The sequence below is a fragment of the Ferruginibacter sp. genome (assembly GCF_014377975.1).
In the GTDB taxonomy this organism is placed as follows: domain Bacteria; phylum Bacteroidota; class Bacteroidia; order Chitinophagales; family Chitinophagaceae; genus Ferruginibacter.
In genome coordinates this window covers 18,664-41,564 of sequence record NZ_JACMOO010000149.1, presented here as the reverse complement: position 1 = coordinate 41,564, position 22,901 = coordinate 18,664, and the positions used below count along the sequence as shown (strand labels likewise).

The 22,901-nt window shown below is 38.2% G+C and carries 18 protein-coding genes; 9 read left to right on the top strand and 9 right to left on the bottom strand.

Annotation, left to right across the window (positions count from 1 at the left end; genetic code table 11):
- Positions 1–137 precede the first annotated feature (137 nt).
- The 7 genes from H7254_RS08935 to H7254_RS08905 all read left to right on the top strand — a co-directional run bounded on the left by H7254_RS08935 (position 138) and on the right by H7254_RS08905 (position 11,449).
- On the top strand, positions 138–1,130 hold the full coding sequence (locus H7254_RS08935; protein WP_301932642.1) for an acetyl-CoA carboxylase carboxyltransferase subunit alpha: 993 nt from the start codon (positions 138–140) through the stop codon (positions 1,128–1,130).
- Positions 1,131–1,281: 151 nt separating this feature from the next.
- Positions 1,282–3,015, top strand: coding sequence for a GMC oxidoreductase (locus tag H7254_RS08930; protein WP_301932641.1), 1,734 nt, complete (start codon positions 1,282–1,284; stop codon positions 3,013–3,015).
- A 135-nt stretch (positions 3,016–3,150) separates the two neighbouring features.
- Positions 3,151–4,881 (top strand): GMC oxidoreductase, encoded by a 1,731-nt coding sequence (locus H7254_RS08925; RefSeq protein ID WP_301932640.1) that lies wholly within the window; start codon positions 3,151–3,153, stop codon positions 4,879–4,881.
- Positions 4,882–5,061: 180 nt separating this feature from the next.
- The gene (locus H7254_RS08920; RefSeq protein WP_301932639.1) at positions 5,062–6,027 is read left to right on the top strand and encodes a Gfo/Idh/MocA family protein; all 966 of its coding nucleotides are present in this window, start codon (positions 5,062–5,064) and stop codon (positions 6,025–6,027) included.
- 37 nt (positions 6,028–6,064) lie between these two features.
- Positions 6,065–7,456 carry a sugar transferase gene (locus tag H7254_RS08915; protein ID WP_301932638.1) on the top strand — a complete coding sequence of 464 codons (1,392 nt, stop codon included), beginning with the start codon at positions 6,065–6,067 and terminating at the stop codon, positions 7,454–7,456.
- Positions 7,457–7,682: 226 nt separating this feature from the next.
- Positions 7,683–10,535, top strand: coding sequence for a M1 family metallopeptidase (locus tag H7254_RS08910; protein ID WP_301932637.1), 2,853 nt, complete (start codon positions 7,683–7,685; stop codon positions 10,533–10,535).
- Between the two features lie 2 nt (positions 10,536–10,537).
- Positions 10,538–11,449: a hypothetical protein gene (locus tag H7254_RS08905; RefSeq protein ID WP_301932636.1), complete on the top strand. Its 912-nt coding sequence runs from the start codon at positions 10,538–10,540 to the stop codon at positions 11,447–11,449.
- Between the two features lie 17 nt (positions 11,450–11,466).
- Here H7254_RS08905 and H7254_RS08900 read toward each other — a convergent pair whose 3' ends face one another.
- Positions 11,467–12,141 (bottom strand): 2-C-methyl-D-erythritol 4-phosphate cytidylyltransferase, encoded by a 675-nt coding sequence (locus H7254_RS08900; protein ID WP_301932635.1) that lies wholly within the window; start codon positions 12,139–12,141, stop codon positions 11,467–11,469.
- Between the two features lie 56 nt (positions 12,142–12,197).
- On the opposite strand from H7254_RS08900, the gene H7254_RS08895 reads away from it, so the two are divergent.
- Both H7254_RS08895 and H7254_RS08890 read left to right on the top strand, forming a co-directional pair.
- The gene (locus tag H7254_RS08895; RefSeq protein ID WP_301932634.1) at positions 12,198–12,764 is read left to right on the top strand and encodes a DUF4230 domain-containing protein; all 567 of its coding nucleotides are present in this window, start codon (positions 12,198–12,200) and stop codon (positions 12,762–12,764) included.
- Complete coding sequence (locus tag H7254_RS08890) at positions 12,764–13,402, top strand: DUF4230 domain-containing protein (protein ID WP_301932633.1); 639 nt, start codon at positions 12,764–12,766, stop codon at positions 13,400–13,402. Before H7254_RS08895 ends, H7254_RS08890 begins: the two co-directional genes overlap by 1 nt.
- 157 nt (positions 13,403–13,559) lie before the next feature.
- Here H7254_RS08890 and H7254_RS08885 read toward each other — a convergent pair whose 3' ends face one another.
- From H7254_RS08885 to H7254_RS08850, 8 genes are all read right to left on the bottom strand, one after another.
- Positions 13,560–14,516: an isoaspartyl peptidase/L-asparaginase family protein gene (locus H7254_RS08885; RefSeq protein WP_301932632.1), complete on the bottom strand. Its 957-nt coding sequence runs from the start codon at positions 14,514–14,516 to the stop codon at positions 13,560–13,562.
- A gap of 203 nt (positions 14,517–14,719) precedes the next feature.
- Complete coding sequence (locus H7254_RS08880) at positions 14,720–15,745, bottom strand: glycosyltransferase family 9 protein (protein WP_301932631.1); 1,026 nt, start codon at positions 15,743–15,745, stop codon at positions 14,720–14,722.
- Positions 15,746–16,357, bottom strand: coding sequence for a DUF4254 domain-containing protein (locus H7254_RS08875; protein WP_301932630.1), 612 nt, complete (start codon positions 16,355–16,357; stop codon positions 15,746–15,748).
- A gap of 11 nt (positions 16,358–16,368) precedes the next feature.
- Positions 16,369–17,793, bottom strand: coding sequence for an APC family permease (locus tag H7254_RS08870; protein WP_301932629.1), 1,425 nt, complete (start codon positions 17,791–17,793; stop codon positions 16,369–16,371).
- Positions 17,794–17,886: 93 nt separating this feature from the next.
- On the bottom strand, positions 17,887–18,504 hold the full coding sequence (locus tag H7254_RS08865; RefSeq protein ID WP_301932628.1) for an OmpH family outer membrane protein: 618 nt from the start codon (positions 18,502–18,504) through the stop codon (positions 17,887–17,889).
- Between the two features lie 912 nt (positions 18,505–19,416).
- Positions 19,417–21,333 carry a molecular chaperone DnaK gene (gene dnaK, locus H7254_RS08860; RefSeq protein WP_301932627.1) on the bottom strand — a complete coding sequence of 639 codons (1,917 nt, stop codon included), beginning with the start codon at positions 21,331–21,333 and terminating at the stop codon, positions 19,417–19,419.
- 133 nt (positions 21,334–21,466) lie between these two features.
- A complete protein-coding gene (locus tag H7254_RS08855; protein WP_301932626.1) occupies positions 21,467–21,964 on the bottom strand; it encodes a GtrA family protein in 498 nt (165 codons plus the stop codon).
- Between the two features lie 500 nt (positions 21,965–22,464).
- Entirely contained in the window at positions 22,465–22,878 is a 414-nt protein-coding gene (locus H7254_RS08850) for a hypothetical protein (protein ID WP_301932625.1), read from the bottom strand.
- Positions 22,879–22,901: the final 23 nt, after the last annotated feature.

Here is a 22,901-nt window from a genome sequence, read left to right as displayed (position 1 = left end):
TTTCTTTTTTCGGGATGGCAAAGATATGTTTTTCAATTTCCTGAGCCAAAACTTTTATTAAAAAATTTGAAGACTTATTTTTGCCTGCACATTTATTTATTTTTCATCGCTTACATACAAAGCTGTAATTTGCTCCTATGCCTGAATTTAAAAAACGACAGTTCCTGGATTTTGAAAAGCCCATTAAAGACTTATACGACCAGTTGGAACAAATAAAAGCATCTGCTGAAAAAAATAAAACGGATGTTAGCGGATATATACAAACGTTGGAACAAAAAATTATTGATGCCAAGCGGCATCTTACTGCTAATCTTACCCCCTGGCAAAAAGTGCAGTTGAGCAGGCACCCCGACAGGCCCTATACATTGAAATACATCGATAAAATGACAACGAATTTTATTGAACTGCATGGCGATAGAAATGTAAAAGATGACAAAGCCATGGTAGGGGGTTTTGCCCAACTGGATGGGGAAACAGTGATGTTCATCGGTCAGCAAAAAGGTATCAATACCAAAATGCGTCAGCTCCGAAATTTTGGTATGGCCAATCCGGAAGGCTACAGGAAAGCTTTGCGGTTAATGCGGCTTGCAGAAAAATTTAATAAACCAATTGTTACCTTAATAGACACGCCCGGCGCTTACCCTGGCATGGAAGCTGAAGAACGTGGTCAGGGAGAAGCAATTGCCAGGAATATTTTTGAAATGATGCGGTTGAAAGTGCCTGTGATATGCGTTATCATTGGCGAAGGCGCCAGTGGCGGAGCATTGGGCATTGGTGTTGGCGACAGGGTATTTATGTTAGAGAATAGCTGGTATACAGTAATATCGCCTGAAAACTGCAGCTCTATTTTATGGCGTAGCTGGGATAAAAAAGAAACTGCTGCAGAACAACTTCGTTTAACCGGTGCCGATATGATGAGATTCGGTTTGGTGGATGGCGTTATTCCTGAACCTGCCGGTGGCAGTCATTGGGATTACGACGACGCTGGCCGTATTTTAAAAGAATATTTAATACCCGTTATAAAAGAATTAAAGCAAATACCTGCAGAGAAACGTTGCACAGGCCGCATTGAAAAGTTTGGCAAAATGGGCTTCTGGAATGAGTTGCCTCAGGAAGAACACGCCGTATAATTTTAATGTATAAAATAGAAAAATTTATATCCGTTTTAAAATGTGGAACACCCCTGCGCTTCGATAAAAGTTGCACCAGGTATTCGGTACAAGTGAGTGATACAACGATGCTGAATAGAATTACAAAAGTTAAGTACAAAAAACAGGAACGATGCCACGTGATTCTTCAACAGTAAATATCAACAGCGGCGGTATTACCAAAAATACTTTCGATGCGATTGTTATTGGCAGTGGTATCAGTGGTGGCTGGGCTGCCAAAGAATTGTGTGAAAAAGGATTGAAAACGCTTGTGCTGGAAAGAGGGCGCAATGTGGAACACAATAAAGATTATCCAACGGCCACCAAAGATCCGTGGGAACTAAAACACCGCGGAAGAATTACCAAAGAAACTTTGGAGCAAAATCCATTGATATCCAAGGCCGCTGGTTATGGAGAAGATGACCAGCATTTTTTTGTAAAAGATAAAGACCACCCTTATGTTCAGGAAAAACCTTTTGACTGGATTCGCGGTTACCAGGTAGGTGGTAAATCATTAACCTGGGGCAGGGCTACGCAACGCTGGAGCGATTTTGAATTTACCGGCCCGCAGCGCTTTGGCTATGGCTGGGACTGGCCGATCCGTTACGCAGATGTTGCCCCATGGTACAGCCATGTCGAAAAATTTATTGGCATCTGCGGCAATAAAGATGGCCTGGAAGCAATGCCCGATGGCGAATTTTTAACCCCCTTTGATTTGAACGTAGTAGAGCAACATTTGAAAGATAGCTTTCTAACAACTTATGGCAACCGTTACCTGGTACATGCAAGATGGGCACATTTAACCAAGCCGAATCAAATACATCTTGATCAGGGCCGTGCACAGTGCCAGGCAAGAAATTTATGCATGCGGGGCTGTCCCTTTGGTGGTTACTTTAGCAGTAATTCTTCTACCCTTCCCTGGGCGTCTAAAACGGGCAATCTTACTATCAGGCCATTTGCGGTAGTACACTCTGTTATTTATGATGACAAACTACAAAAGGCAAGCGGCGTAAGAGTTATAGATGCTGTTACCAACGAAACAACCGAGTACTTTGCGAAAATAATTTTTGTAAACGGATCTGCTTTAAACAGCAATTTGGTCTTGCTTAATTCAACTTCTTCAAGGTTTCCAAATGGCCTGGGTAATGACAGTGGCATCCTGGGCAAGTATGTTTGTTTTCACAATTACCGTGGGTGGATGAATGGTACTATTGATGGCTTTGAAGACAGGTACGTGTATGGCCGTAACCCCACCGATGCAATTATTGCCAATTACCGAAACCTGCATAAAATTGACACCGACTTTGTTGGTGGCTTTACCACTTTTGCGGGTGCCTATCGGGAAAGAGGCGATGGTAACCGATGCCCCGAACAAATTGGTGCGGCTTACAAAGAAGCCATGACTGAAGCAGGCCCATGGCATGTGTACGCCTATCTCCAAGGTGAAACCATTCCGAAAGAAATCAATCATGTAAGATTGAGTAAAGATAAAAAAGACCAGTGGGGAATACCTTTGCTGGTTACCTCGGTTGGGTATGATGACAATGATGAAAGATTGCTAAAAGATTTTTTTATCCAAACAGAAGAAATGCTGGCCAAAGCGGGTGTAAAAAATATTACACACAGCGACAGCAAACAGGCACCAGGACTGGACATTCATGAAATGGGTGGCTGCAGAATGGGCAATGACGCTGCAACATCTATGCTGGATAAATGGAATGCTTTGCACCATTGCAAAAATGTTTTTGTAACAGATGGTGCCTGCATGACCAGTACCGGCAATCAAAGTCCATCTATCTTATACATGACTTTAACGGCAAGAGCGGTGAACCATGCCGTAGAAGAATTAAAGAAAGGGAACCTTTAGATAGTTATGAATTATGAGTGATGAGTGATGATAAGTTTCAAAAATAGAAAAATAGAAAAATAAAAAGTAACAACTTAAGCACAACCGGTTTGAAAGAATTTTTAATTTTTAATTATTAATTTTTAATTAATTTATATGCCAGGCGATTCAACAAAAGTAAACATCCATGCAGGTGGTGCTGCAAAAAATACGTTCGATGCCATTGTAATCGGATCAGGAATCAGCGGCGGCTGGGCTGCAAAGGAACTTTGTGAAAAAGGCTTAAAAACGCTGGTACTGGAAAGAGGTAAAGATGTAATGCATCTTAGAGATTATCCTACCGCTACCAAAGATCCATGGGATTTTACACACCGGTTAAAAATGCCTTTGAAAATAGAAAAAGAAAATCCGGTTGTTGCAAAGTGTTATGCGTTTAGTGAAGCTACGGAGCATTTTTTTGTGAAAGATAAACAGCATCCCTACGTACAGGAAAAACCGTTTGACTGGATACGTGGCTACCAGGTGGGTGGCAAATCATTGCTTTGGGCGAGGGCTACACAACGCTGGAGCAAATACGATTTTGAAGGTCCGGGCAGGGATGGGTTTGCGGTTGAATGGCCCATTACTTATGATGAGCTGGCGCCCTGGTACAGCCATGTAGAAAGGTTTGCCGGCATCAGTGGAAATATGGATGGACTGGACACTCTGCCCGACGGAGAATTTTTACCACCCTGGGAACTGAACAGTGTAGAGAAGGAATTGCAACAAAAAATAAACAGCAATTATAAAGACCGCAATGTGATCATCGGCCGTTGTGCACATTTAACCAAACCCAATCAAATTCATCTTGACCAGGGCAGGCAACAATGCCAGGGACGAACCATGTGCGACAGGGGCTGTCCGTTTGGCGGATATTTTAGCTCCAATGCTTCTACCCTTCCCTGGGCCGCAAAAACAGGCAACCTTACATTGCGCCCAGATTCTGTGGTACACTCTATCATATACGACGAACAAAAACAAAAAGCAACAGGTGTAAGAGTAATTGATGCGCATACCAAGGTTGCTACAGAATATTTTGCAAAGATTATTTTTGTAAATGCCGCTACGCTTAATTCTAATTTAATTTTATTAAACTCCACATCCTCCCGTTTTCCAAATGGTTTGGGTAACGACAGCGGTTTGCTGGGTAAATATGTTGCGTTTCACAATTACCGTGGCACCATGATGGCCGACGTGGACGGACACCTAGACCAATATTATTACGGCCGTAAACCAACGGGTGCGATGATGCCCAATTTTAGAAATGTGCACAAACAGGAAATGGATTTTTTGCGGGGTTATATGGTGCATTTCAGCGCAGGCAGAAGAACCGGTGATGGAAGTAACAAAGATGATATTGGCGCTGGGTTTAAAGATGCTATGTCAGAACCAGGAGGTTGGGGCGTGTTCATGATGATGCAGGGTGAAACCATTCCAAAGGAATCCAATCATCTCCGGCTTAGCAAGGATGAAAAAGACGAATGGGGTATTCCGCAACTGGTAACTTCTGTGGTATATGATGACAACGATGAAAAATTATTAAAAGATTTTTTACAACAAGGCCAGGAAATGCTTACCAAAGCAGGCTGTAAAAATATTCGAATTAACGACAGCAAACAGGCTCCGGGACTGGATATACATGAGATGGGCGGCGTAAGAATGGGTAAAGATCCTGCTACATCCTTATTAGATAAACACAATGCATTACACCATTGTAAAAATGTGTTTGTTACCGATGGGGCAAGTATGGTTTCAACCGGCACCCAAAATCCTTCGTTAACATTTATGGCTTTAACAGCAAGGGCAGCCAGTTACGCGATGGAAGAATTGAAGAAAGGAAACCTTTAAACAGGCATGCGTTATAAGTTGTGGGTTATAAGTGGCAGGTTTGGAATTTATTTTGGGTAATACGGGGAACCCCGCTAACACATCATCTTCATCGGTATAGGTACAAACAAATTATTCTTAACAAAACATATTGTTCAATGATACTCAGCAGGATGTTATCTTTGAACAAAGAATATTTTTATGCTTAAAGTGGGTGTTTTTGGAGTAGGCCATCTGGGGAAATTTCATTTAAATAACTGGCTGACAATTGAAGGTGCGGAACTGGTTGGTTTTTTTGATCCCAATGATGAGATAGCGACTGCCATTGTTGAAAAATATAAACTCATAAGATTTGATGATGCGGAAAAATTAATGGATGCCTGCGATGCCGTTGACATTGTAGCGCCGACTACGGAACATTTTAAATTGTGCAAAGCGGCCATCACAAAAGGCAGGCATGTGTTTGTAGAGAAGCCACTGGCCAATACCATGGATGAAGCAAGGCAGTTGGTAAAGCTTGCCAAAGAAGCCAATATAAAATTTCAGGTAGGGCATGTAGAAAGATTTAACCCTGCTTTTTTAGCCCTGAAAAACCGTTTGCTTGAACCGATGTTTATTGAAGTACACCGGCTGGCTCAATTTAATCCACGGGGTACCGATGTAAGTGTAATTCTGGATTTAATGATTCATGACATCGACATTATTTTAAGCCTGGTAAAAAGCAACGTAAAATCTATCAGCGCCAATGGTGTGGCTGTAATGAGCGACACACCTGATATTGCCAACGTTCGCATAGAATTCGATAATGGCTGTGTGGCCAACCTTACCAGCAGCCGCATCTCTATGAAAAAAATGCGTAAAATGCGCCTGTTTCAAAAAGATGCTTACATCGGTATTGATTTTTTAGAAAAGAAAACGGAAATCATAAAGCTGAGCGCACCCGGTGATACACATGTTTTTACTTTTGACATTGAAACCAACATTGGCAAAAAAACAATTGCAATTGCCAACCCTATTATTGAAGATGGCAATGCCATCCAGATGGAACTACAGGCTTTTTATAATGCCATTGTACAAAATACTGATACCCCTGTAAATGTTGTGGATGGTTTTAGAGCCATGGATGTGGCACACCAGATACTGGATAAAATAGGTGCCGGGTTATAAACACTCCTCTTTTTTAAGAATAACTTTACGCTACATTTTGAAGCAACACCGTATAAATAGCACCTGGTACATTGTAAACGATGTATGCATTGCCGCAATAACCTGGTGGTGTTTTTACTTTTTACGCACTGTTATTTATCATTATCCCTTTACAATACCACCAGGCTTTTACCTAGGCGCATTCTTGTATACTACCGGCTGGTTAAGCCTTCATTTTTTAAGTGGTGCTTATGAAGATATTTACCACAAATCTGTAGTATCCGAATTTTTAAGAACGCTGATCGTTAGCCTTACAGGATGCACAGCCCTGCTGTTTATCTTTATTTTAAAAAATCGGCAAATTAATAATATTCGGTACTACAATGAATTTTTCAACCTGCTTTTACCGGTATTTTTTTTTACACTTATTTCAAGGCTTTTATTTTTATCCCATAAAAACAGTCAGCTCAAAAAAAATAGAGTTTTCTTTAAAGTGCTGGTGGTGGGCTCTGATAAAAATGCTTCCCGGTTTTTAAATTCTTTTAACAGCACAAATTCCGGTTACATAATTGCTGCCTTTTTAAACACCGGTAACAATACAAATATTGAATTACCTTCTTCTGTAAAAAAATACAACGACCTTACTGCCATTGACAAAATTATAGATAATGATCAGATTGATGAAGTAATTATCGCAGTTGAAAAAAATGAGCGGGAATTGCTGACCGCTATTTTACGACAACTGAGTGATAAAGATGTAAACATTAAAATTACACCAGATGATGTTGACATCATTACCGGTGCAGTACAGGCTACCAATGTTTTGGGAACGCCCTTAATTGATGTACACAGTGGTATTTTACCATCCTGGCAAAAAAATATTAAGCGCCTGATGGATATTTCAATTGCCCTCATTGGTTTAATTATATTATCGCCATTGTTGCTGTATACTGCACTACGCACCCTATTTTCTTCTGCAGGTTCTATCATTTTTTTACAAAAGAGAATTGGCTTTAAAGGAAAAATATTTGTTATTTATAAGTTTAGAAGTATGGTAGAAAATGCAGAACCAAATGGCCCCATGCTTAGCAGACAAGATGACCCCCGCATAACCAGATGGGGGAAAACAATGCGTAAGTGGCGGCTGGATGAACTGCCACAATTAGTAAATGTAATTAAAGGCGAAATGAGCCTGGTGGGACCCAGGCCGGAAAGGAAATTTTACATTGATCAGATTATACAACAATATCCCGAATTTAAATATCTGTTTAAAGTAAAACCCGGAATAACAAGTTGGGGAATGGTGAAATTTGGCTATGCTTCTACTGCAGAGGAGATGATAGAACGTATGCCTTACGATATTATGTACATTGAAAATATATCCATCGTACTGGACCTTAAAATTATGCTGCATACTATCCGGCTGATACTATCCGGTAAAGGAAAATAAAATACATACTGATCATTTGAGTCCTGGAAAATGTGTTCCGTATGGTATTTTTAATACACATAGTTAAAAATATAAAAACCCGATGCTGAAAAGGGTTCCAAAGCCCACAACTATTTTTATAACATCAGGCAGAAGTAAAGCAAATGCGACAATTTTAAAAGCACCAAATAAACTGTACACCAGCAGTACAAAACATTTTTATTATTTTTGGCCAAACCCAACTGTCTTGAAAAAAACAATCCTTGTAACGGTTCTTTTTATTTTTCGGTTATCCCCTGTGTTTTGTCAAACCAGCTACTGGCAGCAACAGGTAAATTATAATATTGATGTTACTTTAAATGATACAGCGAACACATTGGATGGCTATGTAAAAATGGATTATTACAACAACTCACCTGATACACTATTGATCATCTGGATACATGCCTGGCCCAATGCTTATAAAAATGACCGTACCGCTTTTAGCGACCAGTTACTGCAGAATGGGCGCACTGATTTTTATTTCAGTTCAGAAGATAAAAGAGGCTACATCAACCGGCTTGATTTTAAAGTGAACGGAATGGTGGCGCAACTGCAGGATCATCCCGAACACCAGGATATTTTTAAACTTGTATTACCGCAACCGTTACTACCGCACAGTAAAATAAAAATTGAAACACCTTTTCATGTTAAACTACCGCATAATTTTTCCAGGGGAGGTCATGTTGAACAAGCGTATCAAATAACACAATGGTATCCAAAACCGGCGGTGTACGATCAAAAGGGATGGCACCCCATGCCCTACTTAGACCAGGGCGAATTTTACAGTGAGTTTGGAGATTATGAAGTACAGATAACACTCCCGTCCAATTATGTGGTAGCAGCTACGGGCGAAATGGTAAACGAAACAACAGCGCCGGTTATAAATACAAAACTGGTTGTAAAACGTGACCTGGCAACACCTCGAAAACATCCCCCGTTTTTTAAAACAAAGATTGTAAAAAACAATACCATACAATCTGCTGTAAACACCAAAACCATTGTTTACAAACAAATTAATGTACATGACTTTGCCTGGTTTGCCGATAAATCTTTTATAGTTAAAACAGATACCCTGCAACTACCCTCCGGCAACATTATAAAAGTGTCTGCTTACTTTCAACCTCAACAGTCAGCCTACTGGAAAAACAGCCTGCAGTATATTAAAAAAGCTGTAGTTACCAGAAGCAATTACCTGGGCGAATATCCCTACAAAACAGTAACGGCTATCGAAGCTGAAATGGGCTTCAACGGTGGTATGGAATATCCAACCATCACTTCCATTTCGCCGGTTAAAAGCAGTGCTGTACTGGAAAGCGTGATAGAACATGAAGTAGGCCATAACTGGAATTACGGCATTCTTGCAACGAATGAAAGAACACATCCATGGATGGACGAAGGCATCAACACCTACTATGATAACCGGTATTACAGTTCCGGAAGCAATATCGTTAAAGCTGGTGATGAAAAAAAGAAGTACAGTTTTATTGAAAGCAGAATGCCGGATGACGATGAAAAATTTATTGCAGCAAATTTGTACGCAACTCAAAAAGATCAGCCAATTGAAACAGCCTCGCAGGATTTTAATGAAATTAATTATAATACCATTGCCTATTATAAAACGGGCCAATGGATGAAACTACTGGAAGACAATGTAGGCAAAGCAATGTTTGATAGTTGTATGCATGAATATTATCGTCGCTGGCAATTTAAACATCCTTATCCCGAAGATCTGAAAAAAGTAATAGAGGAAGTGAGTGGAAAAAATATGGATGTTGCATTTAACCTGCTGAATAAAAAAGGGGCATTGCCGGAAAAGCCGATAAAAAAAGATATAAAATTTGCTTCTTTTTTTAGTTTTAAAAACACAGATCAACATCACTATATTTTTGCAGCACCCGCTATTGGCGCAAACTTTTATGATAAACTGATGTTGGGAATATTGATACATAATTATACACTGCCTGCAGAAAAATTTCAGTTTGTTTTTTCGCCGCTGTATGCAACAGGCAGCAAACAATTGAATGGTTTGGGCAGGCTAAGTTATCAGTTTTACAATGGCACCAACGGGCAAAATACAGAACTATCCTTATCCGGCGAAACCTTTAGTGGCAATGCTTTCACAGATTCTGCCCTTAATAAAAAAGCTTTGCGTTTCAGCAAAATGGTTCCGTCGATAAAATATACTTTTGGTAAAAAAAATGCCCTCAGTACTATCAATAAATTTATACAATGGAAAACATTTTTTATTAAGGAGCAGGGTTTACTTTTTTCAAGGGATACCATCCTTCAACAGGATAATATTACCTATCCAACTGCAGGCAGGTATTTAAATCAGTTACGTTTTGTATTAACGAATAGCAGGATCTTGTATCCCTATAAAACTGAACTACTGGCCGAGCAGGGAGAAGGCTTTGCGAGACTTGCTTTTACAGGAAATTACTATTTTAATTATATCAAAAGTGGTGGTATGAATGTTCGCTTGTTTGCCGGAAAATTTTTCTATCTTGGCGATAAAACTTTTTTGAAACAATTTGAAACAGATGCTTATCACCTAAACATGAGCGGACCAAAAGGATATGAAGACTATACCTACAGTAATTATTTTGCGGGCAGAAATGAATTTGAAGGTTTTGCATCACAACAGATTATGAACAGGGACGGTTTTTTTAAAGTAAGAACCGATTTATTAAGCAGTAAAACAGGCAAAACAGACAACTGGCTGATAGCGGCAAATTTTACAACAGATATTCCAAAATCAATAAATATTTTACAGGTTTTACCTGTCAAAATTCCATTGAAAGCTTTTTTAGATGTAGGTACTTATGCTGAATCCTGGCAAAAAAATGCAGCCACAGGCCGGTTTATTTATGATGCAGGTTTACAGCTGTCTTTCTTTAAAGATGTAGTACAGGTGTACATTCCGCTATTGTACAGCAAAGTGTACCGGGATTATTTTAAATCAACCATCACTGAAAAAAGATTTCTTAAAAATATTTCATTCAGCATAGATATACAGAACTTCAGGCTGAAGAAAATTCTTCCTCAAATTGCATTTTAACCGTGCCCATACGCTACATAGAATATCAGCAAATAGACAAATTAAAGTGGGATACCTGCATTGATACTGCGGGCAATGGATTGGTGTACGCATATTCCTTTTATCTGGATACCATGGCAAAACATTGGGATGCTTTGATATTAAATGATTATGAAGCAGTGATGCCATTGACATGGAATAAAAAATATGGAATCAATTATTTGTACCAGCCGTTTTTTACTGCAGTACTTGGTGTATTTGGCAGAAATATTTCAGAGAGTGTAGTGACCGATTTTTTAAATTCCATACCAGCAAAATTTAAGTACTGGGATATTTATCTTAACAATGCCAATCGTTTTAAATTACCCAATTATAGTTTGTACGAAAGAATGAATTACATATTGCCACTAAACGATAATTATGAAAAATTATACGCTAATTTCCGTAACAACATTAAACGCAACATCAAAAAATCAATAAATTTAAACTGTATTGTAAAAAAAAATATTGATATAGCTGACGTAATAATATTGGCGCAGGAAAAGTCAAAAAAATTCTCCCCTGTCACCAGTCAGGATCATGATAATTTTAAAAAAGTGTACTGCTATTTTCATCAACAAAAAAAAGCTGTTACGTATGGTATTTACTCAATTAAAGGACAGTTGCTGGCATCGGCAGCCTTTCTATTTTCGCATGGCAGGGCTTATTATATTTTAGTAGGTAACCATCCCAATAGTAAAAATTACGGTGCATCACATTTGCTTATCAATGCGTTTATTAAGGATAATGCGGAGCAAAATTTATTGTTAGATCTTGAAGGAAGTGATGTACCAGGACTGGCATTTTTTTACGGCAGCTTTGGCGCAATAGAAGAAAAATACGCAGGATTAAAATTAAACAGGTTGCCTTTGTGGATGAAATGGTTTCAGAAATAAATCTATTTTATTATCCATTAATCAGCCGATGCTAATAACAACTGTTCTGCAATAAATATATCCATTGGTTTGGTAATTTTAATATTGCCTTCCTCTCCTTCTACCAAGTGTACTTTTAAGCCAAAAGCCTCTACCACAGTGGCTTCGTCGGTAAATTTATCTTTGTAATCTATCTTAAAGGCAGGTAGTAAAATTTTACTGTGAAAAGTTTGCGGAGTTTGTACCAGCTTAACCTTTCCCCGGTCAAATGCTTCATTGTCATCCCCTCTTATTAAACGAACACTGTCTTTACATTCTGTTACCGGTATTGCAGAGCCAAATTCAAGTGCTGCTTCATAACAGCGTTTTATCAAATTTTTTGTAAGGAGGCATCTAACTCCATCGTGCACAAATACCATACACTCTTCCGTTATCAATTCTAATCCATTTTGTACCGAGTGAAATCTTGTACGGCCGCCTGCGGTAATCTGGATTCTTTTATAATCAAAAAACGCATCAATAATTTCCTGCCCGGCAGCTATATGCTCTTCGGGCAGTACCAATATTACTGTAAGGTCGTTGTAAGATTGTAAAAATGTATAAAGGGTATAATACAATACCGGCTTACCTTTAATCAGTAAAAACTGTTTCGGAATTATACTATTCATCCTGCTGCCGGTTCCGCCTGCTACTACTACTGCTACTTTTTTCATTGGCGCAAAATTATAATTTTTCGGGTATAATAAATATTAGTAATTATTTTGCATCCATGTTTTTTAAAAAATACCGCCCGGTTTTGCTACTGGTAATTTTTTGTACAGCTTGTAATAAAAAAGAAAACCAACTGCAGCAGGTAATGGCATTGCAACAAATGAATGATCTGGCAACGGTGGAATATGTTGTTACCAAAATTATTAAAGCCAACGACAATAAAACCTGGTACAAAATTGGCGACCGAAAAATATTAATGAGCTGTAAAGCTACACTCACAGCGGGTATTGACCTTAGTAAAATTACAAGTAACCAGGTAAATATTGAAGGAAAAAATATTACGCTTACACTACCACATTCAAAAATGATTGCCGTAAATATAAAGCCCGAAGACATTGTGGAAGAGTACGAACAGGTGGATGTATTAAGGCAAACATTTACCGGTGAAGAACGAAATGCCTTGGCCATACAGGCAGAAAACCAGATTAACGCAAGCATTGCAGAACTGGGTATTTTACAAACTGCAGAAACCAATGCCGCATTGTTTGTAAATAATTTTTTGCACAGGCTGGGATTCGAAAAAATCATTATTCATTTTGATACTATAACACCCACAAAAAATTAATGCGCAACACTATCACCAAATATTTGTGGCTTGTATTACTGTTGCTGGCAGTAATTTTATTATTTCAGAAAATAAAATGGTTGCCTTCTTTTACTGATATTTTTAAGAGCAAACCACTTGAAATTGAAAATACGGCCATTGTAATAAAAGAGATCAATTCTCTTGCTCAATTAATTACCATTACTGCTTACAATGAAGTGGTAATTGAAGAGACGATAAAAGGCAATTCTATTTTTAACAATCCCCTCGTACCCACTTTATTGAATGTACCCGATCTTAGATATGCCGATAAAAAAATGGTTTTGATTGGTAAAGGAAAAGTACTGGCCGGAGTAGACCTGGCTAAATTAACTGACAAAGACGTTTTTGTACAGCGCGATTCTGTATCCGTCAAGCTGCCAAAAGCCTTACTGCTGCAGGTTATTCTAAATCCATCTGATTTTGAAACATTTGAAGAAACCGGTACCTGGACAGATGCAGAAGTAAGAGCACTTAAAATGAAGCTAAAAGATAAGCTGATCATCACTGTACTGAGACAAAATATTTTACCAAAGGCATCTGATAAAGCAAAATTATTAATAGAAAATTTTTTAACCAGTGTCGGATTTAAGAAAGTTACTATAACTTTTACACAGTAGTAATGAAAATAAAAAAGTATGGATTAAGCTGTTAATGAGGTAACGGATATTATCGATGCAGTTCCTCTTGTACAAAACAGTATAGAGTTTTTATCATTAATTTTAATATTGATTACGCATGAATTGTATTTTCAATTTAATAATTATCAATTATTAATTAAATCTGGTCTTTATAAATCCTTGTAAAATTTGTTCCATCACTACTTCTTGCACCGCGGTACATACCTGTGCTGTTAAATAACAAAGCCACATTGCCGGCTGCATCCACACCAATCATTCCTCCTTCACCATCCATTTTTGGCAACTTAATATTCACCACTTCATTCATGGCTTCTATCAAAGTCATGCCCTTGTATTCCATCAGGCAACTTACGTCATACGCTGCCACACTGCGTATAAATGGTTCGCCATGGCCGGTGCAACTAATGGCACAGGTTTTATTATTGGCATAAGTACCGGCGCCAATTAACGGACTATCCCCAATCCGGCCATATTTTTTATTGGTCATTCCTCCGGTGCTTGTTGCAGCTGCAATATTGCCATTACAATCGCAGGCAACCGCTCCAACAGTTCCAAACTTTTTATCTTTTATCAATTCTTCCGTTTGCTGTTGGGTATGGTCCAGCGAATAGTCGTCACTGCCCTGCATTTGCTTCCACTGATCGAACCTGAATTGTGAAAAGAAAAATTCATCCGGTTCTAATTTAATACCTTGCTTAAGGGCAAAATCATTGGCACCTTTTCCACTTAAAAAAACGTGGTTGCTGTTGCACATCACTTCCATTGCGAGTTCTACCGGGTTGCGCACATTGCGTACACCTGCCACTGCACCTGCCGTAAGATCTTTCCCAGCCATAATAGCCGCATCCATTTCCTGTACCCCTTCTTTGGTAAATACAGAACCACGACCAGCATTGAATAACACATTATCTTCTAAACTTACCACCACAGCTTTTACGGCGCTGGTAGAAGAACCTCCTGCTTCCAATATCACATAACCTGCTGCCAGTGCATCTTCCAGCCCCTGAAGGTATGCTCTTTCTAATTCAGGCGTCATGTCTTCCTTTAAAATAGTACCAGCCCCTCCATGTATTGCCAATGAAATTTTTTGCATTGATTGAATGTTTTATTAAGAGCGAAATTAGCTGATTTATAAGACAATCATTATTTGAGCAACCGTTATCATCCATTCGGCGAAACAGCTTTTACCCATTCAATAAAAAAAATTAAAGCTTGTGATTTATTTTGTTCCTCTTAAAGCAACGGTAATGAATGATTGTTAGAAAAGAATCAATGGTGGGGCTTAAAAAATAAAAATCAACTATTTGTTATTTTTTCAACAATCATTTGTTGTGTTATCATGTTCATACAGGCATGGTCGCCACGGTAGCAGGGCTTGTTGCCAAATACAGAACAGGGGCGGCAATACAATGTGGCCTGAACAATATTCTGCGGAAGTTGTGCCCAGCTTGTAAAGCCGGCATACGGATGCGTTGCTCCCCAAATGCTAACTACCGGTGTACCAAATAAAGCAGCCAGGTGCATATTGGCAGAATCCATACTAACCATTACAGTCAGATTGCTGATGATGGCAAGTTCTTCTTCAAATGAAAATTTTCCAGCCATATTATTTACACCTACCATATCATCTTCCCATTGCTGCAAAATAGCCGATTCATTTTCACCACCACCAAAAAGCAATACCACATTATTTCCATAAGTCAGTTGCTGCACCACTGCTTTCATTTTTTCGATGGGATACATTTTTTCTGTGTACTGTGCAAAGGGAGCAACACCAATTATTTTTTTACCAGATTCAAAAATTTTTACTGCCGGAAGTGGAATAGTTTGCGCAGGAAAAACCGGTGACTGATTTTTAAGTTCTGCAACATATCCGAGTTGTCTTAATACCTGTGCATAACGCTCATGCGTAGTAGTAAGTGGTTTAAAAATTTTATTTTCTTTTCTTGTTAGTGCTTTTTTTTCTTTTCTTCCCTTATCAATAGTAGCCGTTTTAAACCCACTTAAACTAAAAAATGTTTTTAATAAAGAAGAACGTAAAACACTGTGCAGATCTGCAATGGCAGTAAATGTTGTTGCTGACTTTAACTCTTTATACAGCCGGAAAATACCTGCGGGCCCCTTGTGTTGTTTTTTTAAATAGGCAGGATGAAAATGGCAACGTTCTATTCCCTGGAAAAGTGGTTGAAAAAATGCGTTCGATACCACCGTGACCATTAGCTGTGGATTTTGTTCCAGTATTTTTTTTATTACCGGTACGGTCATGGCAACATCGCCCATGGCAGAAAACCTGATTACCAGTATATGTTGCGGTAGTTGCACTTATTTGATTTGCTGTTGGTACAAAACAGGATTCAATCCCGGATCGTTGTACATTTTCATCTGTTTGTACACTTTCATGTACTTATCGCCACTTTCAATATCAGCAAGCAATTCATCAATAGCGGTTGAAAGATCTTTGCGCTGCTCCATCAAAACAGCCAGTTTATCAGTACAGTCAATGATGTGCCGGGCGCTTGCATTTTTGCGGTGCGCTTCTACATTCATGTGATAAATTTTGAGTGCCAGAATGGACAAACGATCAATGGCCCATGCCGGGCTTTCTGTATTAATTGTAGCTGTATTTTTGTGCTCGGTTTTTTTGTATTGCGCTAAAAAATAGCTGTCAATATATTCCACCATATCCGTTCTCAATTGATTGGAAACATCAATCTTTCTTTTTAGAGATAACCCCTCCATCGGATCAATATGGGGATTGCGTACAATATCTTCCAAGTGCCACTGAACGGTATCAATCCAGTTTTTATTATACAACAGATGCTCTAAAGTATCAACAGAAAAAGGATTGCTGGCAGGCGCATGCACGCTATCAATTTGGTGATAATTGCGGATACTACTATCAAAAATATTATTGCACAATGCACTTATCATCATTCAAAAAAAATTTATTCCGTTACTTTTTTATTTCGCACTGCAATATAATAAATTGGTATGCCAATCAATACAACTATCAATCCTGGCCAGGTAAATGCGGGTTTAAATGCTATCAGCAAAATACAAAAAGAAGGGGCCATTAAAATATAAATAGCTGGTAGTACCGGGTAACCAAAAGCTTTATAAGGCCGGTCTGCATCCGGCATTTTCTTTCTTAAAATAAAGATACCGGCAATTGTAAATGCATAAAACATCACTACCACAAAAGAGATCATATCCAGTAGGTCGCCATATTTGCCGCTTAAACACAACAGCGCCGCCACCAGGCATTGTATCCATAATGCAAATTCAGGCACGGCATTTTTGTTGAGCGCTCCTGCCTGTTTAAAAAATAACCCGTCTTTTGCCATCGTATTATATACCCTTGCACCAGCGAGTATTAAACCGTTATTGCAGCCAAAGGTGGAAATCATGATCATGATTGCAATGATAATAGTACCACTGCTGCCAAAAATAGCATCTGATGCACTCAAGGCTACCCGGTTATCTCTTGCAAATGCAAGCTCATTTAAAGGAACCGTTGCCAGGTAAACTACATTCAGTAAAATATAAATAATGGTTACTACCAACGTGCCAAGCATCAAACTAAGACCAATATTTCGTCGGGGATTTTTTATTTCACCTGCAATAAAAGTTACGTTATTCCAGGCGTCACTGCTGAAAATACTACCCACCATTGCACTCGCCATTGCACCTAAGGCTGCTCCCATCATTAGTGGTGTAAAATCAATACCATTAGTTGTTTTAGTAAGTTTTTGCATTACCCATGCGTTTTGCCAGTTAGCGTGCCACACGTTCCAGTTAAAGGCAATAAAACCTGCTATAATTAATCCAAATAAGGAAAGCAGTTTGGTAGAAGTAAAAATGCTCTGAATGATTTTACCGGTTTCTATCCCTCTAGTATTTATAAGCGTTAAAAGAACGATAAGTGCTATCGCAACTAATTGTGCGTAATGAACTTTTAAACTCAACAGACTAAAAGTATTTACATCGTCCCACGCCAGTGCCGGAATAAAATAGCCTGCAAATTTTGCAAAGCCTACTGCTACCGCCGCAATGGTACCTGTTTGTATTACAGCAAAAAAACTCCATCCGTATAAAAAACCTATTAGCGGATTATAGGATTCTTTCAGGTAAACATATTGACCTCCTGCTTTTGGAAACATGGCACTTAATTCGCCATAACTAAGTGCTGCTGTCAACGTCATAAAACCGGTAATTACCCATGCAGCCAGCAGCCAGCCGGCGCTGCCCATTTCTTTCAGCATATCTGCACTTACAATAAAAATTCCCGACCCTATCATTGACCCTGCCACAATCATGGTAGCATCAAACAAACTCAGCGAAGGTTTAAAAGTGGTTGTCGTCTCAGTCATAATAAGCATTTACCCGGTAAAGAATTGAAAAATTTACTTATAAAAAATCCCGTTATTTGGTAACGGGAATGAAGATATATAAATTGATTGAAATTATCGTTTACCCGGTTCTTTCATTTGTTCGTTCAATCCTTTAATAACATCAGCGGTAATGTTTAAAGTAGAGTCTTTAAAAAATAAATAATCGAGCCCGGTTCCGGTGGCTAAAATGTAACTGTAGTTTTTAGTTTTATTATATTCCTTCATAAAAGCCCTTACCCTGGTTTGCATATCTTCCATTATTTTAGCTCCTTTTTCTGCCAGACGTTGTGCCTTTGCCTGGCGGCTGCTCTCAATTTCCTGTTGTTTTTGGCCTAATTTATTCTGAAAAATTTCGGCCTCCTGCTGTGTAATGGCATTTCCTCTTTTAAGAAACTCATCTTTTTCGGCGGTTAATGAACGATAAGCATGTTCATATTCCTGAGTAATGTTTTTTTGTTCTGCCTCCAGTTCTTTTTTGCGAACTTTTATAAAAGATACATTATTGTTTAAAGAATCAAGCTCCACATAAGCCACAACGGGAATATTATCTCCGCAGCTATCTTTTAACCAGTAGTTGCTGGTATGTTTTTCCGCTGAAACTGATTTATTATTTTCGCTAAAATGCAGGTAAAATAATACTGCTACTGCTACAAATAATAAAATATTTATTACAAGGGAAAATTGCTTCATGCGCCTGGGTTTATTTGGGGCAAGATAACCACAAAGTGATATTTTTCAATACACAATGAACCATTTTTAGGAAAGGGTTAACAGCGGCATATATATTGATATATAAATTGTTTATTAATTTAAAAAATAGGCAATACACTACTGCACTTTATTAAATAAAAGATTTCTGTAACCGAATTTTAGTCTTTTTTAAAAAAATATACATCCAGGATGTTTGTAAAGTATTAAACTCACTCTATTTTTAAACCCATTGAAAAAGAATTTTTTATACAAAAAATTAAGTAGTTCCTCCCCATTGTTTCTGCTTAATTGGTCTTTAAACCATCAACAGTTTTACCCTGCTTTTCGGTTAATATCATCATAGCCTTGTATATCCTTTTGCAGGTTTTATTTTTATGGATGGTTTATAAAATATTAAAAGACGGCCATCCTTCCAGTCGCACGTTTGATGAACACTTTTATGATGATTTAGATTACAGGTGCAACGGAATTTAATAGAAGCAGTTAAATTTTAAACAGCTTGCTATCGGCTGGAAAAATGATATTTTACCAGACTATGCCGATACTTTTTTATTTTAAAAAATTGTTTTAATTAAAGCCTGAGTAACCGTCCGGTAAAAAGGTAATTATTTGTATAACTTACACTACTGTGCAACTCGTATTCCCTCTTGGACGTAAGCGTCCACCTGTGTTGCTCGTTTAGATGTATTCGCTCAATAACATACATTAAATATTTATATCTTGATACTAATCTTCGTTGTTCCGCAAAAACAAAAATTTACGCAAATGGCAGTTTTAAGACATACTTAGAATTGTTGCGGTTAAAAACACAATGGTTTTTAGTAAATTTTTGAAACAAAAAAACCGCAACATCACTGTTACGGTTTTTAAAATTTATTTATAAAAAAATAATTACTTCACTTCTTCAAACTCTGCGTCTGTAACGTTTTCAGCATTTGCGTTTCCATCTGCCTGCCCCTGCTGTGCGCCTGCGTTGCCTTGCGGTTGCTGAGCACCTGCACCATCCTGTGTAGCCTTGTACATTTCTTCACTTGCGGCTGTCCACGCTGCATTCATTTCAGCAATAGCTGTATCAATGGTTGCCAAATCCTGTACTTTATGCGCTTCTTTTAACTTAGCCAAAGCAGTTTCGATGGGTGCTTTTTTATCCGCACTAATCTTATCGCCATATTCCTTCAATTGTTTTTCTGTCTGAAATATTAAGCTATCTGCCTGGTTAATTTTTTCTATCTTTTCTTTTTCCGCTTTGTCAGTTGCTTCATTCGCTTTAGCTTCATTCTTCATTTTTTCAATGTCTTCCTTGCTTAAACCGCTACCTGCTTCAATCCGAATATTATGACTTTTTCCTGTTCCCTTATCTTTTGCAGTAACATGTAAAATACCGTTGGCATCTATGTCAAAAGTTACTTCAATCTGAGGAACGCCGCGTTGTGCCGGAGGTATATCCACTAAATTAAATTTACCCAAGCTTTTATTCTGGCTGGCTAATGGCCTCTCACCCTGCAATACATGAATTTCAACACCAGGCTGATTGTCGCTGGCGGTACTAAAGGTTTCTGATTTTTTTGTTGGGATAGTTGTATTGCTTTCAATCAACCTTGTCATAACACCACCCATGGTTTCAATACCCAAACTTAACGGAGTAACATCCAGCAACAAAACATCTTTTACATCACCAGATAAAACACCACCCTGAATAGAAGCTCCGATAGCAACTACCTCATCAGGATTAACGCTGCGGTTGGCTTTTTTGCCAAAGAATTTTTCTACAATTTCCTGTACTTTGGGTATACGGGTACTGCCACCAACTAAAATAACTTCATCAATATCGGTGATGGATAAATTGGCATCTTTCAATGCAAGTTCACATGGTTTTAAACACCTCGAAAACAATTCATCCGATAATTTTTCAAACTGTGCACGCGTGAATTTTTTCACCAAATGCTTCGGCACTCCATCAACTGCTGTAACATAAGGCAGGTTGATTTCTGTTTCTGAAGAAGAAGATAGTTCTACCTTGGCTTTTTCAGCAGCCTCTTTTAAACGCTGCCATGCCATTGGATCTTTACGCAGGTCGATGGCTTCATCTTTTTTAAATTCTTCAGCCAGCCAATCCATAATCACTTTATCAAAATCATCACCACCTAAATGTGTATCACCATTGGTACTTTTTACTTCAAAAACACCTTCGCCCAATTCAAGAATTGATATATCAAATGTACCTCCCCCTAAATCGAACACCGCAATCTTCTGATCCTGGTGCTTTTTATCAAGGCCATAAGCAAGTGCTGCAGCAGTAGGTTCGTTGATGATTCTTCTAACAGTAAGGCCGGCAATTTCACCAGCTTCCTTTGTTGCCTGGCGCTGAGCATCGTTAAAGTAAGCAGGTACGGTAATAACCGCTTCCGTAACTTCTGTACCCAGGTAATCTTCAGCAGTTTTTTTCATCTTCTGCAAAATCATGGCGCTAATTTCCTGCGGCGTATACATTCTGCCATCTATATCTATACGAACGGTATCATTGTCACCTTTTACTACTTTATAACTATTGTGGCTGATATCACTGGTAACTTCATTCCACTTATGTCCCATAAAACGCTTTACACTCATAATAGTGTTGTGCGGATTAGTAATGGCCTGACGCTTTGCGGGATCACCTACTTTACGCTCGCCATTTTTAAGAAAAGCCACAATAGAAGGTGTGGTGCGGCGACCTTCATCGTTCGCAATAACTACCGGTTCGTTGCCTTCCATCACAGAAACGCAACTGTTGGTAGTTCCTAAATCTATTCCTATTATCTTACCCATGATTGATTATTTTTTTGTTCAGTATTGGTATTCAATGATTGTGCCACATGGTTTTGGGTGAAAAAATGGCAGATGAATAATTTATGGGGTTAAACAAAAATGAGGATCTAGATTATTTTACTAAATGGCGCCATCAAAGAACATGGTGATCCGGTGTTTTTTTTACTTTAAAAGTAAAGTAACTCTGGCTGATATAACTTATGCCAATAATGAGGATGGTGGTAATTATCTGTGCCAAAACTGCATCCAGGTTAAGGTACTGAACAAAAAAATTGAGCAAAAAATAATTGATGGCAAGGTTAAGCAGCAAAGACAGAGAGTATCTGAATAGCTGTATATGACCCTTTAAATTTGAAGTAGTAAAAACAATATATTTATTAAGGGTGAAGCCCATTACAAAGCTAAAACAGGTTGAAACAAATAACGCAGCGTTGTAGGATTTAAATGCATACAACCCGATGTCGAACTGCTCTTCGTTAAATACATATTTATGGCAGGTTACAAAAATAAAAAATCCCATCACTGCATTGCTGCCACCACAGGCTGCATACCGAAAAGTTTGCAAAGGCATTATTTTACTAAAGGGAGGATAAAAAAAACTGATGAGTGATAAAATACCCTTTTTAATCATACACATAAAAAATGGCCGTGAAGATAAATTATTTTCTGTTTTAAAAAAGTCAAAAAAATATCCCGCAAATAAGCAGGATATTTTTTTAACCCATATTTTGCAGTAGAGTTATCCTGTAAGATTTAATGGCAGGTTTGAGTTTACAATAAAAGAGAAGAGACTGTTATACCATTGCCTTCTTTTGAGGGGTACAGACATTTTTAGCACATTCCCCTTTATCCAGGAACCAACTGCAAAGCAGTTGAATCTTAATGTGGCAAGTGTAGGACTGGGCTACTTTTGCAATGTTACCTGGCGGAATAAACTCATCAAATTATAGGCGACCATTACAAAGCCATGGCTGTTTCTGTGGCACAAAAATCATCCATACAAAATCCCTGAACTCCAAAATCTTCTTTTAGTTCCTTTATCCTGTTTTCTGCATCCCCTCTACGTTTATATTGTTCCGAAATTTCGGTTGCAGGTAATGTTTGATTGCAAACAAAAGCATGATAACGGGTTTAAAAAACTTTATCTATATCAATATCTTCTAACTTAAAAAGGCTGGTTAGTCTTTTACCTATTGTCTTTTTACAGATCTCCTCCTGTTGTTTGATAATAACTACTCTTCTGGGTTTACTCCAATTGCCTTGTTTAAATTCTATTTCGGTAATCCAAATTCCCATGCCGATGGCCTGCCAATTTTTAATACCATAAATAGTCTTTTGAAGCCTGGCATAAAGTTTACAAGACATCACACAAGCTATTTGTTTATCTTCTATAAATTTTATAATTGTTTCGCTGCAAAAACCACTATCCGCTCTAAATAAGCCTACTTTTTTATTTTTAAGAATGCCAAATGTTTCTTCTAAAAAATGAATATAATTGCTACTGCTGCCGTTGTTGCCACTTCGGTTCCAACAATTGGCTACCATTCTAATATCGTTTATAAAAGCAA

What these genes read in the sequence shown, in the direction of transcription:
- H7254_RS08925 (WP_301932640.1), top strand. Translation starts at nt 3,151, where the DNA reads ATGCCAGGCGATTCAACAAAAGTAAACATCCATGCAGGTGGTGCTGCA.
- H7254_RS08875 (WP_301932630.1), bottom strand. Translation starts at nt 16,357, where the DNA reads ATGATGATAAGTGCATTGTGCAATAATATTTTTGATAGTAGTATCCGC.
- H7254_RS08920 (WP_301932639.1), top strand. Translation starts at nt 5,062, where the DNA reads ATGCTTAAAGTGGGTGTTTTTGGAGTAGGCCATCTGGGGAAATTTCAT.
- H7254_RS08935 (WP_301932642.1), top strand. Translation starts at nt 138, where the DNA reads ATGCCTGAATTTAAAAAACGACAGTTCCTGGATTTTGAAAAGCCCATT.
- H7254_RS08900 (WP_301932635.1), bottom strand. Translation starts at nt 12,141, where the DNA reads ATGAAAAAAGTAGCAGTAGTAGTAGCAGGCGGAACCGGCAGCAGGATG.
- H7254_RS08870 (WP_301932629.1), bottom strand. Translation starts at nt 17,793, where the DNA reads ATGACTGAGACGACAACCACTTTTAAACCTTCGCTGAGTTTGTTTGAT.
- H7254_RS08895 (WP_301932634.1), top strand. Translation starts at nt 12,198, where the DNA reads ATGTTTTTTAAAAAATACCGCCCGGTTTTGCTACTGGTAATTTTTTGT.
- H7254_RS08865 (WP_301932628.1), bottom strand. Translation starts at nt 18,504, where the DNA reads ATGAAGCAATTTTCCCTTGTAATAAATATTTTATTATTTGTAGCAGTA.
- H7254_RS08890 (WP_301932633.1), top strand. Translation starts at nt 12,764, where the DNA reads ATGCGCAACACTATCACCAAATATTTGTGGCTTGTATTACTGTTGCTG.
- H7254_RS08850 (WP_301932625.1), bottom strand. Translation starts at nt 22,878, where the DNA reads ATGGTAGCCAATTGTTGGAACCGAAGTGGCAACAACGGCAGCAGTAGC.
- dnaK (WP_301932627.1), bottom strand. Translation starts at nt 21,333, where the DNA reads ATGGGTAAGATAATAGGAATAGATTTAGGAACTACCAACAGTTGCGTT.
- H7254_RS08930 (WP_301932641.1), top strand. Translation starts at nt 1,282, where the DNA reads ATGCCACGTGATTCTTCAACAGTAAATATCAACAGCGGCGGTATTACC.
- H7254_RS08885 (WP_301932632.1), bottom strand. Translation starts at nt 14,516, where the DNA reads ATGCAAAAAATTTCATTGGCAATACATGGAGGGGCTGGTACTATTTTA.
- H7254_RS08855 (WP_301932626.1), bottom strand. Translation starts at nt 21,964, where the DNA reads ATGATTAAAAAGGGTATTTTATCACTCATCAGTTTTTTTTATCCTCCC.